At 39.1% G+C, this 15,822-nt stretch carries 8 protein-coding genes; all 8 read left to right on the top strand.

Annotation, left to right across the window (positions count from 1 at the left end):
* The first annotated feature begins 1 nt into the window (after position 1).
* Positions 2-1,783 carry a RagB/SusD family nutrient uptake outer membrane protein gene (locus IFO69_RS03480; protein WP_192008315.1) on the top strand — a complete coding sequence of 594 codons (1,782 nt, stop codon included), beginning with the start codon at positions 2-4 and terminating at the stop codon, positions 1,781-1,783.
* A gap of 322 nt (positions 1,784-2,105) precedes the next feature.
* On the top strand, positions 2,106-3,692 hold the full coding sequence (locus IFO69_RS03475; protein WP_192008313.1) for an outer membrane protein assembly factor BamB family protein: 1,587 nt from the start codon (positions 2,106-2,108) through the stop codon (positions 3,690-3,692).
* A gap of 365 nt (positions 3,693-4,057) precedes the next feature.
* Positions 4,058-7,174 (top strand): glycoside hydrolase family 2 TIM barrel-domain containing protein, encoded by a 3,117-nt coding sequence (locus IFO69_RS03470; protein WP_192008311.1) that lies wholly within the window; start codon positions 4,058-4,060, stop codon positions 7,172-7,174.
* A 10-nt stretch (positions 7,175-7,184) separates the two neighbouring features.
* Positions 7,185-8,489, top strand: a complete 1,305-nt coding sequence (locus IFO69_RS03465; RefSeq protein WP_192008309.1) for a DUF3472 domain-containing protein — start codon at positions 7,185-7,187, stop codon at positions 8,487-8,489.
* Between the two features lie 204 nt (positions 8,490-8,693).
* Positions 8,694-9,362, top strand: a complete 669-nt coding sequence (locus tag IFO69_RS03460) for an RNA polymerase sigma factor (RefSeq protein ID WP_192008307.1) — start codon at positions 8,694-8,696, stop codon at positions 9,360-9,362.
* 127 nt (positions 9,363-9,489) lie between these two features.
* On the top strand, positions 9,490-10,527 hold the full coding sequence (locus IFO69_RS03455; RefSeq protein WP_192008305.1) for a FecR family protein: 1,038 nt from the start codon (positions 9,490-9,492) through the stop codon (positions 10,525-10,527).
* 99 nt (positions 10,528-10,626) lie between these two features.
* Positions 10,627-13,872 carry a SusC/RagA family TonB-linked outer membrane protein gene (locus IFO69_RS03450; protein ID WP_225443964.1) on the top strand — a complete coding sequence of 1,082 codons (3,246 nt, stop codon included), beginning with the start codon at positions 10,627-10,629 and terminating at the stop codon, positions 13,870-13,872.
* A gap of 18 nt (positions 13,873-13,890) precedes the next feature.
* Positions 13,891-15,525, top strand: coding sequence for a RagB/SusD family nutrient uptake outer membrane protein (locus IFO69_RS03445; RefSeq protein WP_192008303.1), 1,635 nt, complete (start codon positions 13,891-13,893; stop codon positions 15,523-15,525).
* The last annotated feature ends 297 nt before the right edge of the window (positions 15,526-15,822 follow it).

Genomic DNA, 15,822 nt, shown 5'->3' with positions numbered 1-15,822 from the left:
AATGAAAATGATAAAAAATATAGCCCTAGGTCTTTCACTTATGGGGATGATGACAAGCTGCGTGGAGAGCACCTTGGACAAATCTCCAGAACTGGCCTTTTCAGAAGATAATGCTTTTGCCAATTTCCAAGTGACGCAGACTTATGCATTTGGGTTCTATACCATATTTCCTGGTTATGACCTGAGTGTTCCTAACAGCGAGTGGGATGGAGACCTTATGATGCATAATAATTCCAATCAAGGGTCAGCATGGATCTGGGGAAGACAAACTATTCCAACTACTTCGGGAATTTGGAATTTTTCCTTCGTAAGAAGGGTGAATATTATGCTGCAAAACTTAGATGCTTCAGATATGTCTGAGGCAGAAAAGAATCACTGGAGAGCCATCGGTTATTTCTTTAGAGCCTATGATTACTATGATAAAATTGCAGCGTATGGTGATGTGCCATGGATAGACAGGGTACTTACAGATGATGATGAGTTATTGTATGCACCTAGAACTCCTAGAGCAGAAGTGGCTCAGCAAATGCTGGATGACTTGCTCTTTGCCGAAGAGAATATTATGGAGCCCGGTACCAACGGCATACCTTCAAATTCTATCAGTAGTGATGTGATCAGGGCTTTTATTACTAGGTTTGGCTTATTTGAAGGGACATGGAGAAAATATCATGGCTTACAAGAAGCTGAAACTTTTCTTCGGGCAAGTGCGGATGCGGGGGCTGAATTAATCGCCAATAATCCTACCTTACATCCAAACTATAATGAGCTATTCAACAGTGCAGATTTGGCGGGAGTGCCTGGGATTTTGTTGTATAAGAGCTATGAGAATGGAGTTTTGACTCATGTGCTTACTTCTAGACATCGAAATTCAGCTGGTAATTGGGATATTACCAAAAGAGGGGCGGACTCATACTTGATGAAAGATGGGCAAACCCGGTGGAACAGTGATTTATTTGAAACGGATCAAGATCCTTATGCAGAGTTCCGAAACAGGGATTTAAGGATGCTTTACACCATTACTCCTCCTTTTAGAGTTAAGCCTGTATCAGGTAATCGTTTGGCTTGGGAGTATACTGATGATGAGCAAGATCGTGAGTATATTGACTTTATGGAAGGGATTACCGATGCTACTCAAAAGCAATTGCCAAGTAGGAACCATGCTGGTTATATATTAAGGGTTTCACCACATTTTAGAGATTTCAATGAAGGTGATCCTTACAATGTTTCCAGGACTGGTTACAAGTTGTTTAAGTATTATAACAGACTTCATGACATCCAGAACAATGACTTTAATGATGCTCCAATTTTCAGAATGGGAGAAGTTTTGGTCAACTACGCCGAAGCAAAATGGGAATTGGGTGAGTTTGATCAAACAGTGGCCGATGCTACCATTAACATGTTGAGAGAACGTGGCGAAGTGGCACCCATGACAGTTTCTGCTGTTGGGACTGATTTTGACCCGACGAGAGATCCAGAAGTAGATCCTATACTTTGGGAGATTAGAAGAGAAAGAGGAATTGAATTAATGGCAGAAGGTTTCAGATTCAATGATTTGAGAAGATGGAAAAAAATGGATTATACCAATGATCCAAAGTTGGGAAGATGGATTGTTGGAGCTGATGTGAACAACCGTATCCCAATTCAAGGTGGAGCTGATGAAGGCTATATCCAGTTTTTCCCTGGAACGCCACCAGCTTGGGAGGATTATCAATATCTATATCCGGTGCCATCTCAGGAAATCGCTTTGAATCCGAGTCTGGATCAAAACCCTGGATGGGAATAGATTTTAATAAATAAATAAGTTTTTAAACCCTTGATAAACCTGTGAATTCAGGGGAGTCAAGGGTTTGTTTTTTATCCGAATTATGAACTAGAATTCATTATGAGGATTGAAAATCCAAGATGATCAGACTATTTGGAGATTGAGGTATTTTATCGCTTTATTGAATTAGAAAATATCATCAAAACGGCTGATTTTGAAGTGGTTTCAGGCTGCAATAGGATTTCAATTGCCAATTTCGGGTTTAAGTATTATCATTTGGTTATGGGGAGTTTTGCTGAATAATAGATATTCATCTTTTAAAGTTTTTTAAAAAACTACTATCATGAATAAAGTTCATATTGCTATAGTCCTTCTTGTTTTCATGGGTTGTTACCAAAACCAATCAGTCAGTCCCAATTGGCCACAGCCTTCTGGCCCGAATGGAAATTGGGAGATAGAGACCGTTGATCAAGTTCCGGAAAGCTTTAGTGTGACTACCGGAGAAAATATCCTTTGGAAAACGACCTTGCCTGAGGGTGGGCAAAGTGGGATTGCGGTGTGGAATGATCGGATTTTTCTTACTGTGATGAAGCCAATTACCTCCATCAAGGAAAAAAGTGATTTGATGGGGGCTGATATTTTGGCTTTGTGTGTGGATGCAAAAGACGGTGGGGTTTTATGGCAAAGAAAATTGAGCGGTAGTGTGAAAAGTGAATATATGTATGGGTTTTCCGACTCCAGCACGCCAGGGCCCGTGACAGATGGGGAATATGTTTGGTTTTATAATGCCAGTGGTAACCTCAGCTGTTTTGATTTTGAAGGAAATAGGCAATGGGAAAGGAATTGGAAGCCTATTGAAGAGCTGGATGGTGTTCGTTTTCCTTTCAACAAACAGTTTGAGCCAATTGTCCACGGCGATGTAGTTTTGAATATGGAGCCTTATTGGGAGAAAGGTGGCGACTGTGTTTATGGTTGGAATTATATTTATGCCATTGATAAGCATACCGGAACCGTAAAATGGATTTCGGAGGATGGGCTTACACATTATAATACTCCTCAGTTCGGTGAAATGAAGGATGGTAGATATGCTGTTTTGATTGGGCGTGGTGGTCACCATGGGGTGCCAGAGCTACCGAAAGGTTACTCCTTAATTGATCTTGAAAATGGGAGTCAGATTTGGCAATATTCCACAAATGAAGGGATGGCTCTTTACCATGCTAATTGGGATGAAAATCGAGCCATTTGGTTTACTGAAAGTAAGAATGAAATCCATGTTTTAAATTCCCAGAAAGGAAATTTGGAAAAGAAAATATCTCTTGTGAATAATGTAGATGTTAGGTTGTGGAATTCAGAAAAGAAGCAATATGATTTGTTTGAGAATATTGACATGAATGAGAAGTTAAACCCTGTGGTTTTTCCAGCATGGTATTCCAATATTAAGGTGGGTGAAAAGCTTTTTTTTATGTGTTTTAAAAAAGGGAACTACAGGGATAATATTGGACCTGATTACTCTTTTGGAAAAGTGGATTTGGAAACTGGCAAGGTGGAGTATCTCCAAGTTCCTGTTCAGGTCAGTCATGAAGGAGGAACGAAAAATTATCTTTGGAACCAAGATTTGAAGACCCAAACCACCAATGTCAGAGGGCTTGATGTAGCTCATGATAAAAGATCCCAAAGGGATGGGTGGCATTGGAATTTTAATGGGAATCCTATTTGCGTTAACGATAAGGTATTTTTTACAACAATGTTGGGAGTTGTTTATTGCGTGCGCACAGATACAGAGTATTTTGATAAGAGTGCTTTGGTTAGTGTAAATGATCTTGGCCCCTTTGAGAAAACCTGGTCTGTCAACACGCCTTCGTTTGCGAATGGAAAGTTATACCATAGGACTTTAAAGGAGCTTATTTGTATAAAATCAGCTGATAAATAGCTTTAGAACTAGTATAGGTATTTGCTTTTATTATTTTATTTGTTTTATTAAATCAACTTAATCATTTATATTTGATAACTATTTGTAGTTAATTTAATTTTTATAAAAACTGTTTTACGTCCTGCTTTTTTACTGAATTAAATATTTTTAATTGAACGGACTCAAATAGATGTGAGTGGTAAACTTTTTAATTTTCATAAATAATCGTGATTTTATTTCAAATTATTTCATATTAAAGTATAATTAATTCGTTTTATTTCTTTTTTTTGTAAATAGTTAAGTTTCAAAAGAAAAATCCATTTGCTTGGTCAAGACAAAATGAAACTCTGACTACCTAAGATTCAATCACTAAAATTTTATACTTCATGAAGTCCTTTTTTACCACAGCTTTGTGCGTAATGGCGCTAGTGCATAACACTTTTGCACAGGAGAGAAAAGCTGACCCTATATTCGAAAATCCTAATGTTCAGGAGGAGAATAGGCTCCCCATGAGATCTTCTTATTTCCCTTTTGAAAATGAGCAATTAGCAGAGGCTAATGATAAGTCGGCATCTGAAAGGTTTTTAGATCTGAATGGAACGTGGAAGTTCTTTTGGACTGATCATTATGAAAAATTGCCTGAAGGTTTTGAGACAACTGGTTTTGATGATCGGGCTTGGGACGATTTTAAAGTACCAGCCAACTGGGAGTTCAATGGTTATGGTACTCCGATTTACGTAAACCATCCATTTGAATTTGCAGTCAAAAACCCTAATCCCCCATATATAGAGAACAAGGATAACCCTGCAGGTGTATACCGAAGAACTATTTCTTTACCGACTGGTTGGGAGAATGAACAGGTTTTTTTCCATTTGGGAGCGGTAAAGTCAGCTTTTAGACTTTATGTAAATGGTGAATATGTAGGCCTTGGTGAAGACAGTAAGCTGGAATCTGAATATGAACTTACAGATTATGTAAATCCAGGTGAAAACTTGATCACGATCGAAGTAAGAAGATGGCATGATGGTTCTTATTTGGAAGCCCAGGACTTTTGGAGGATTTCTGGTATAGAGCGCGATGTCTATTTGTACAGCAGGCCTAAGGTGCATTTCTATGATCTTTTTGTGAAGAGTCCTTTGGTGAATAACTATAGAGATGGAAAGCTAAATGTGACTGTTGATCTTTGGAATAGGACAGAGGAGCAGCAAGGTGAGAATACGGTAACGGCCAAGCTTTTTGATCCCCAAGGTAATTTGATTTTCGAAAAGTCTCAAAAGACAGTTGGTCTGAAAAGAGTGTTAGGAAAGACTGTTTTGAATTTTGCAACTGAAATCCCAAGTGTGTCAGCATGGTCTGCTGAAATTCCTACTCTGTATGAACTGGAATTGGTTTTGGCTGATGAGTCTGGAGATACCATGGAAGTGATTCGTCAAAATGTAGGTTTCAGGACCTATGAAATCGTAGGCAATCAGTTTTTGGTGAATGGAAAACCAGTATTGTTTAAAGGGGTGAACAGACATGAGTCTCATCCTGAGACGCACCACGTCATGACACGTGAGCAAATGGAAACAGATGTGCGCATCATGAAGGAGTTGAACATGAATGCGGTGAGACTTTCCCACTATCCAAATGACCCTTACTGGTATGAGCTATGTGATAAATATGGTTTTTATGTGATAGATGAGGCAAATATTGAGTCTCATGGAATGTACTATAGTCCGGAAAGATCTTTAGGTAATGCTCCAGAGTGGCTAAATGCTCATATGTTGAGAATCAAGAGAATGATTTTCAGAGATAAGAACCATCCATCCGTAGTAGCTTGGAGTATGGGGAATGAAGCTGGAAATGGTTACAATTTCTACAAAGCTTATGAGTGGATCAAGGCATATGATCCTTCCCGTCCGGTTCAGTATGAAAGATCTACTTTTGAATGGAACACGGACATTATCGTACCGCAATATCCGCATCCAAAAACAATGGAAAGGTATGCAGAGAGTAATCCTCCAAGACCTTATATTATGAGTGAATATGCCCATGCCATGGGAAATAGTATGGGGAATTTCAAGGAGTATTGGGAAGTGATTAAAAAGTATCCTATGCTCCAAGGTGGTTATATCTGGGACTGGGTGGACCAGGGTATTTATCTCCAAAAAGATGGTAAAACAGTATTTGGTTATGGTGGAGACTGGGGGCCAGAAGGAACTCCAAGTGACAACAACTTCTTGATCAATGGGGTGATCATGCCTGATAGAAGATGGAATCCTCATGCTTATGAAGTTAGAAGGGCTCATCAGGATGTCTCTTTTAAACTGACCAAAGAAGATAAACTGGAAATTTTTAATGAGTACTTCTTCCGTGATATCGCTAACTATGAATTTGAGGCTATTTTACTGAAAGATGGAATAGAAGTTAAAAGAGCAAAGGTGGGTTCTTTTGGCCTTGCTCCAAGACAGAAGTCAGTTGTGGAATTGCCTTTTGAGCTTGTAAGAGAAGAGGCTGCTGAGTATAGGCTTCAGATCGAAGGCAAAATTATTGAAGAGGAAGGAAGAATGTCTCCAGGTACCTTGTTGGCGGAAGCTGAGTTTGGGCTTACCGAACCTGTTTTGGCGACTTTTTCTCCAGAAACAGCTGAAGTAGAAGTGTCAGAAGAAGGAAATACATTAAGCATTAATAACAAACTGTTCTCCGTCACCTTTGATAAGGCAACAGGCCAGTTCCATGATTACAAAGTGAAAAATAAGGAACTGATCATTGATGGTCCTTCTTTGTCTTTGTTTAGGCCATTGGTAGACAATGACTTTGGTGGCGGTCGTGGTCAGAAGTTAGATTATTTGCATGGAAATGTAACTAAGCTGAAAAGTATCTCTCATAAAAAAGCAACTGACGGTGCCTATCAGGTGACGGTATTATATGATGTGCTAGGTGGAGACGCCTCATTTACGCAAGTATATAGTTTCTCCAATGATGGAGAGATCAAAGTGGATAATGATTTTAGAGCGATCAAGGGAGAACATGATTATCTTCTCAAGTTAGGAACGGATTTGAAATTGCCAGGTGAATTGGATCATTTCAAATGGTATGGAAGAGGTCCTTGGGAAAGTTATGTTGACCGTAAGTTCAGTGCTCAGGTGGGATTGTATGAAGGAAGTGTGATGGAACAATATCACCCTTACGTAAGACCACAAGAGTCTGGTAATAAGACTGACGTTCGCTGGGCCACAGTAAGAAAAGAAGGTAAAGAAGGTGTAAGGATTCTAGCTGTTGATCATTTACTAAATGTAAGTGCATTGCCTTATGGTATTGATCAGCTTTACCCAGGTAAAGAAAAGCAGAATATTCATAGTGGTGAGTTGGAGCCAAATGGATTTACAAATTTGCATGTGGACTTGATCCAAACAGGTGTGGCTGGCATAAATAGCTGGGGTTCCATTGCCTTGGAAGAGTATAGGGTTCCATTTGCTGATCATTCCTATAGCTACATCATTGCGCCTGTTCAAAAATAAACCTAAAAAAATGAGATTTAAAACTTTGTTGATATTGTCGTTATTTGCAGGCCTTCTGGCCTGCAATAATGACTCTTTAGAAGATTTAGAAAAGGAATATTTGTCCCAAGTGTCCATTCCAGTAGGAGGAAATACTTATGTAACATCAGGTAATGAAGGTGCCAAAGTCAGCAGGAAAGGTACTGTGGTAGACTGGACAAAAGAAGAGGCAGTGTTGAGTTTTTATTTCAAATTGCCTCAAGCAGAGAAGGCTCTGTTGCAACTGGTAGTAGATAGAAGAGAATCTTCCAGTGAGATAAAAGTATCAGTTGGAGAAATTGCTGAAGTAGTCAGTTTAGAGGCAGGAACTGAGTATACAGTGAGTGTAGGCTTGTTTGATTTGCCTGCAGGATATGTGCAAGTAGACGTTCAGGGAGTGTCAAAATCCGGAGAGTCCTATCCTTCACTTAAGTCACTTATGGTCCTTACTAAGAGTGCAGTGGACATTACCTATGTCAAGGACAATGAGAGTAATCGCTTTTATTGGGGCAGAAGAGGTCCTTCAGTGCATTTGAGCTATACCTTGCCCGAAGATAAAAACTTCAAATGGTTTTACAACGAAATCACCGTTCCTGAGGGAGAAGATCCGAATGGTTCATATTATATGGCCAATGGTTTTGGTGAAGGATATTTTGGGATACAGGCTAATTCAGATACAGAAAGAAGGGTACTGTTTTCAGTTTGGAGCCCATTTCATACCAATAATCCTGATGAGATACCTGAAGATCAGCGCATCAAATTGTTGAAAAAAGGGGAGGGAGTGAACACAGGAGAGTTTGGTAATGAAGGTTCTGGGGGACAGAGCTTTTTTCGCTACAATTGGATTACGGGAAACACCTATCGTTTTTTGAATTCCGTGGAGCCTGATGGCAATGGAAATACAGTTTACACAGCTTATTTTTATGCTCCTGAAGTAGGTGAATGGAAGTTGATAGCCAGCTTCTTAAGGCCTCAGACAGATACTTGGTATAAGCGTCCGCATTCATTTCTAGAGAATTTTATAGATAGAAATGGGTACATAGGTCGAAAGGCTTTTTATCATAATCAATGGGCTATGGACACAGAAGGAAACTGGGAAGAGTTGACGGAAGCGAAATTTACAGGAGATGATATTGCGCGAAGAGGATACAGGCTAGATTATGCGGGTGGAGAAGAAAGTGGTAAGTTCTTTTTAAGAAATGGAGGATACTTTAATGACTTCGTTGAGTTGAACAGTATGCATGACCGAAGTCCACAAGGAAAAGCTCCTGAGATTGATTTTGAGAACCTGGATTGATAAAAAATCAGATTATGAAAAGCCCCTGTCATCTAGCAGGGGCTTTTCTTTTGTCAAATCAAATTTTATATGAAAGTATTCAAAAGTTAAATCTATTGTTTTTTGATTTTTATATGTTATAATTTTGATAATGAATTGATTCGAAATGTTTTTTTATTACATTTAGCATTGATATTTGTTTTTAAGTAAGAAAGCGAAGCTGCAATGCCTTTATTAAATCGGCTCCAAGCAAATCAAGCTGATCAATTAGATCATCAAGTAAACATTGAAAGTAACTCTTCAGAAACAAGCCTTTGGCTCGAGTTTCTGAAAGGGAGTGATGCTGCCTTGGCAAAGATTTATAGGATGTATTCCAATAAACTATATTCTTACGGAAGACAGTTTACTTCCAATGAGGTATTGATTCAAGATGCCATTCAGGATGTTTTTTTTAAGCTAGTAGATAATAAGGATAAACTTGGAGTAGCCCAATCTGTTAAATTTTATCTTTTCTCGAGTTTTCGCAGGGTGTTGCTGCGGTCTTTGAAAAGAGAAAGAAGATATGTTGATGAAGAAGAGGAAGGTGCGGCTTTTAATTTTTTGGTTGATGAGGACCATATTTCTATAGATGCTTTATTGGATAAAAAGCAAAAAAAAATTATCCAGAATGCATGCAATGAGCTAACCGTAAGGCAAAGGGAAATACTTAATTTGAGATTTTTTGAGAACCTTAACTATGTTGAGATTGCTGAAATGCTTGGTTTGGCCAATGCCAAAACAGTAAGGACGATGCTTTATCGTGTTTTGAATAAGCTCTCAGAAAAATTGGCTCCTTACAAAAGCAGTCTTTTTACTTTTACATTAACTGCTTTGTTATACTTGCTATTTATTTAATAATTAGTAAACGAAGTTATTATATGCATTAAAAATAATTTTTTGTAAAAAAATATTTTCAATTAGTGGTTGTTTGATAAGGTGATGTCTCTTTAATAGCAGAAGACAGAAAATAACACTTTATCGAATGCAATTTAATCCCAGTACAGAAGAAGATTTTTTATTAAATGAGCACTTTGTGCAATGGGTGATGGATCCCAATGAGGAGTCTAATCGCTATTGGGCAAAATGGGCAAATGAGAATCCCGATAAAACTTTGATGATGAGGAGGTCCAAAGAGGTGATCTTATCTCTGCATCTGGAAACTTTTGAGATGGGAGAAACTGATAATGAGCGAATACTGGATAGCTTGCTGAAACATCACCAACAATCGAAAGAAGGCTTGGGTCGAAGAGGTGGTTTTCAGGTTTTTATGGAATTCCTTTTGGCAAACAGAGTGGCAGCAGTGATTGCGTTTTTTATCACTTTTTTAGGATCAATGACGTATTTACTACAGCCTTCTGTAGAACAAAAGGATTCAAAAGAAATTATATGGTTAAGTAAATCCAGTAAACCTGGCACCAAAATGTCATTCCATTTGCCCGATGGCTCCTTGGTAAAACTCAATGCCAATAGTACTATTGAATTCCCCGAGCATTTTTCAGATAGCACCCGAGAGGTGAGGCTGGCCGGTCAGGCTTTTTTTGATGTGGAACATGATGAAGCGGTTCCCTTTGTTGTGTCTGCGGGAGATCTCAAAGTAAAAGTCTTGGGTACATCGTTCGATGTGAACAGTCGTCCTGATAGAGTAGATCAAAAGGTTGCCCTGTTAAATGGGAGAGTGGAGGTTATAACTACAGATGGTATCCGAGAGAGCTTAAGTCCAATGGAAATGATCACCTATTCCAAGGCAAATAAAGAGATGGTAAAAGGAAACTTCGATGCGGAGGTGGTGACAGGCTGGAAAGATGGGGTTATCAAGTTTGAGAATACTGATTTTAAAGAGGTCTTTGAGATTCTGGAAGGTTGGTATGGCGTGGAAATTATACTTAGTGAAAGTGTAAAGTTTAAGGGAGGATTAAATGGCCGATATGAAAATGAGATGTTGGACAATGTCCTTAAAGGATTGGCCTATACAGAAGGCTTTGAATATAGAATAGATGATAAAAAAGTGACCATTTTCTAAATATAAACCCATGAAATTAAAACCCAAAATGTGTAAGCCTCTCCGGACAATGGTGCACCGGAATGTAAAATGTATACCAACCATAAAATTAAAAACGCTATGATGAGAAAATTACTTATGCGGTTGGGATTCGTGACAATGTGGACTTTATCCATGTTGGTTCTATGGTCCCCAGTAAGTGCAAAACAGTATGCCTATAATGGTTCGGCTGTTTGGCAAAATGATCTTGACAAGATGATTTTGTCAGTTGCTTTTGTAGAAGAACCATTTAAAAAGGTGGTAGAGGAAATTGAGAGAAAGACGGGTTTTCACTTTACTTATAATGATCAAATTGAAAGCAAGTTGGTGACGGTAGAGGCAAGAAAAGAAAGCCTTGAAAAAGTGCTTCAGAAGCTGGGTCAGGAATATGGTTTTAGATTTAAGCAGATCAACAAGACGGTACATGTAACGGCTCCTCAAGAGATAGAAACATCTACTCAGGTTTTCAAAGATATCACCGGAAAAGTAATTGACAGTACCGGAGAGCCTCTATTGGGTGTAAGTATCCTAGTGAAGGGGACTACTACAGGTACTGTGACTGATTTGGATGGCTCTTTTTCGCTTACTGGAATAGATGAAAATGCTGTGCTTCAGCTTTCCTTTATTGGATTTAAAAGTAAAGAAGTTTCCGTCAGCGGAATGAACCAGTTGGAAGTGGTACTTGAGGAAGATGCCCAGGGATTGGAGGAAGTTGTAGTGACAGGTTATACTACTCAGAAGAGAGAGAATCTAACAGGATCCATTGCAGTAGTAGATGGGGATAAATTAAAAGACATTACTTCTCCAAACGTAGGAAATATGCTCCAAGGTAAAATGGCCGGGGTAGACATTGTGACTTCCTCTGGTACTCCTGGAGCACTTCCGACTATAAGAATTAGAGGTAAAAACTCTATCCGCTCATCGGTAGATCCTATTTGGGTGGTTGATGGGGTCATTTGGCATGGAACGCCTAACTTGAACCCTTCAGATGTGGAAAGTATTTCAGTATTAAAGGATGCTGCTTCAGCCGCCCTTTATGGTTCTAGAGGAGCCAATGGTGTGGTTGTGGTGACCACTAAGTCCGCAAAAGGTGCAGATGTAAGTTCTTTCAACTTAAGTGCAAAAACTGGAGTTTCTTTGTTTAACACAGGTGGTTTTAAAATTTCCAATTCCCAGGAAATGTATGACCTGTGGGGACAGTTCCCTAACCAAAATGCTGTTCCAGACTATTATACCGAAGATTTATTGAATACGGATACTGACTGGTTGGATGTAGGGACTCAGGCCGGAACGGTGCAGGACTATAACCTTTCCTATTCAGGAACTTCCGGCAAAGCAAGAATATATACTACTGGTAATTACTTCAAAGAGGAAGGATCTGTAAAAGGGTACACCTATGAACGTCTTTCTGGAAGATTTAATGTGGACTATGATGTGTCTGAGAAGTTCACCTTCAAGCCAAAACTTGCAGCAACCTATACTACTACAGAAAATAGACAGCACAGTATCTATGATATGTACAGAAACCTGCCTTGGGACAATCCATATGATGAAGCAGGGAATGTAGTAAATCCTCAAAGTGGGGATGTGACCTGGTATGGTAGGGATAATAGAAATTACCTTTATGACCTACAATGGAATTATAGTGATGATGCCACCTTCAATATCCTGGCAAATATGGACTTCCAATATGATATCACCGATAACTTGTCATTTATCTCCACCAACAACATTACATACTATAATTCCGAAGGATTTAGCTATACCGACCCTCGTTCTAATGGCGGTTTGGCAGACAATGGTAGGATTTCCAATAGCATGGCGAAGAGAATCACGAGATTTACAAACCAAATGCTTTCCTACACCAAAAGCTTTGATGATCACTTTATCAATGCCTTGGTCGCTTATGAATACAGTGATTATGTATACAATGATCTTAGCGCTACAGGTAAGGGCATTGTGCCGGGTGCCACAATTATCAGCAGCACTTCAGAACCAACGACCATCGGAGGAACCAAAAATGATTATGCTTTTCAGTCTTATTTGCTAAACGCCAATTATGGTTTTAAGAGTAAATACAATGCACAGATTTCATTCAGAAGAGATGGTGCATCGAGGTTCGGGGAGAATAAAAAATATGGTAACTTTTTTGCCATCAGTGGTTCATGGAATATTCACCGAGAAAGCTTCTTCAGTAGCAAGGCTTTCAGTTATTTGAGATTGAAAGCTGCATATGGCGGAGTGGGAAATACTCCATCTTCTTTGTATCCTCAATATGAGCTTTATTCTTTGGATGCCCAGTATAATGGAGACCCTGCAGCAATCCCAACTACTTTAGGAAATGATAACTTGACTTGGGAAAAGACTTACGATAGCAATATTGGCGTTGAGTTTGGCTTATGGAACAGGCTGGATGGTGTACTTGAGGTTTACAATAAAAGCACAAGCGGCCTGTTACACTTTGTGCCATTGCCGAATATTTCAGGTTACGATGGATATTATGATAATATCGGAGGTGTAAGAAACAGCGGTATTGAATTTACATTAGGAGCCGATGTGTTACAGGCAGCTTCAGGCTTCAACTGGAGATTGGACTTTAATATTGGCAAGAACATCAATGAGATTACTGAGCTGTATGAAGGCAGAAGTCAAGTTTCTGGTCAAACTATTATTGAAGAAGGAGAGAATATTGATACTTGGTACATGAGGAAATGGGCTGGAGTAAATCCTGAGGATGGCACACCTCAGTGGGAAACAGTTGATCCTAGTACTGGAGAAGTAAGTATTACTGGTAGTTACTCTGCCGCAAGTTTACAAAAGGTAGGTACCAGCACTCCTGATTTCTTCGGAGGTCTAAGCTCATACATGCAGTTCAAAAACTTTTATTTAAATGCTACTATGGCTTACTCTCATGGGGCAAGGGTTTACCATAGCGCTAGGGAATTGTTTGATAGTGATGGAGCTTACCCTACTTATAATTTTATGCAGTTACAGGATGGGTGGTCAAGATGGACTCCGGAAAACCCTAATGCAACTCATCCACAACCTATTTATGGTGGTAACAATAATGCCCATAAGGCTTCCTCCAGGTATTTGGAAGATGCAAGCTTTATTAGAATGAGAAATGTGACTTTGGGATATACCATTCCTACCCATATTACCAATGCCTGGAAGATCAATGGTTTAAGTGCTTACATTTCTGCAGATAACCTGTTTACAATTACAGATTATTCAGGACTTGATCCTGAGGCGGCTGTTAATGGAGATAACTCTTCTCCCTATCCGCTTCCAAGAAGGCTATCTTTTGGTGTAAACCTTTCTTTCTAACCTCAAAAGCAAACAACAATGAAATATCTAAATAATAAATATTGGGTTGGATTAGTCATGTTGGTCCTTGCTGCCTGTGATATAGACAGGAGCCCATATGATTCCATTACCGCAGATGATTTGCAAAGTTCAGAATCCAGTGCACAGTCTGTGACACTGGGGACTTACAGTAGGATGAAGGATTGGAGTGATAACTGGCATAGGCTCTATGAATACCCCTCTGACAATCTGGCTCTAAGTGGTACTACTACGGATCCTCTTTTCTTCTCTTATAATTATCAAAGAATTCCCAACGGTTCTCGTGTGGCTGGTTTTTGGAGAAGTTCATACCAGATAATTGTTGGTGCCAATAAAACGATAGAGGCCCTCGAAGAAGGTGCTTCTGATGCTAATGACCAACTCTTGGCTGAAAATTATTACATCAGAGCGTTGATGCACTTTCAATTGGTGAATATTTTTGGGAGACCTTACGTGCAAGGCAGAGACAACCCTGGTGTACCCTTGAAGCTTGATGGAGATCATTTGAATCATCCTACCCGGTCAACTGTAGGGGAGGTTTATGATCAAGTAGAGGCTGATTTGATCAAATCCGCTTCTCTTTTCAAAGAGGATAAGTCCAATGTTTATGCAACCAAAGAGGCTGTTTGGGCCCTTTTGTCAAGGGTTTATCTTTATGAGGAAGAAAACGCCAAGGCGATCGAATATGCTGATATGGTGATTGATTCTGGTAAATTCAGTTTGTTGGCTACGGAAAAGTTGGCTGACTATACCAAGTTGGCCCCAGAGTCAAATTCCGAAACAATTTTTGCCATTAAGTTTATTCCTGATGCGGATTATGCATCCAATGGTTGGTATACAGTAGGTTCATTATATGCCAATATTCAAGGAACGGGCTGGGGCGAAATGTATGCATCAAGGCCATATTTAGAAATGGTTAGAGAATATCCTGAGGATGAGCGATACAAGTTTATCAAGCCTGTTGTGGTAGATGAGAGCATCACTTGGGCTTTGTATGTTGATAATGCTAATACGTATAAGTGGAAAGAGGTGACCCAATCAGGGGCAGATTATACCTATACAGAAAACGGTCAAGCCAAGATGCTGGAGAAAGTTTCTAATGGGCATGGAGGATATGACTATTTCGTAGAAACTTCAGAAGGAAGTAAAAAAGTCTTGATAGATAAAAAGCTTGATTTAAGAAATGGCTTTCCTAAATATTATGTATTGAAATGCTCTGGGCAAGAAGATCAAGTGCATCTTTGGTCTCCCGTAATATCAAGACTGGCAGAGATGTATTTGAACAGAGCAGAAGCTAACGCTAAACTGGGTAATGCCACACTGGCATTAGATGATGTTAATTTGATCAGAGAGCGTGCAGGCATACCTGAGGTTGGTCTATATACGATGGCAAACTTGGGTGATAAGTCGGTACTGGATGCGGTATTGGAAGAGCGACAACTCGAATTGGCTTTTGAAGGGCATAGAAAAATAGATGTATTTAGGAATGATAGAACGATGGATAGGGCTTATCCTGGGACTCATTTGGCTGGAAATAGTCCGGTTTCATCTGTGTCCCCTGATGACAATGCTGTGATTGAATACATTCCTGAAGCGCAACTGTTGGTTCATGAGGGCTTAACCCAAAATCCTTGATTTATAAAACATAGTATTTTATTTAAAGGTCACTTTCTTTTGAAGGTGGCCTTTTTGTTTGAATGGCATTTTTTATATCAATTTTCTAATCATTTTGTTCTTTGTGTTTTTGATTTTGCATTTTGTTATTTAATAAATGCTCCTCAAGTAAGAATCTAGGTTTTTTGCCCAATTTTAGTGTAGAATGACTAAAAATAACAGAAAATGTCACTATCCTAGCAAATATTGACACTGTTGTAGCATATAATTATTTTTAATAATAATTGATCTTTTTGTAGTTAATTTTGATTTCAGGTA

This window comes from Echinicola arenosa (assembly GCF_014841125.1).
Classification (GTDB): domain Bacteria; phylum Bacteroidota; class Bacteroidia; order Cytophagales; family Cyclobacteriaceae; genus Echinicola; species Echinicola arenosa.
This window is presented reverse-complemented; position numbering and strand designations above follow the sequence as displayed.

Coding starts and splice junctions, on each gene's coding strand:
- IFO69_RS03480 (WP_192008315.1), top strand. CDS start 2: ATGAAAATGATAAAAAATATAGCCCTAGGTCTTTCACTTATGGGGATG.
- IFO69_RS03475 (WP_192008313.1), top strand. CDS start 2,106: ATGAATAAAGTTCATATTGCTATAGTCCTTCTTGTTTTCATGGGTTGT.
- IFO69_RS03470 (WP_192008311.1), top strand. CDS start 4,058: ATGAAGTCCTTTTTTACCACAGCTTTGTGCGTAATGGCGCTAGTGCAT.
- IFO69_RS03465 (WP_192008309.1), top strand. CDS start 7,185: ATGAGATTTAAAACTTTGTTGATATTGTCGTTATTTGCAGGCCTTCTG.
- IFO69_RS03460 (WP_192008307.1), top strand. CDS start 8,694: ATGCCTTTATTAAATCGGCTCCAAGCAAATCAAGCTGATCAATTAGAT.
- IFO69_RS03455 (WP_192008305.1), top strand. CDS start 9,490: ATGCAATTTAATCCCAGTACAGAAGAAGATTTTTTATTAAATGAGCAC.
- IFO69_RS03450 (WP_225443964.1), top strand. CDS start 10,627: ATGATGAGAAAATTACTTATGCGGTTGGGATTCGTGACAATGTGGACT.
- IFO69_RS03445 (WP_192008303.1), top strand. CDS start 13,891: ATGAAATATCTAAATAATAAATATTGGGTTGGATTAGTCATGTTGGTC.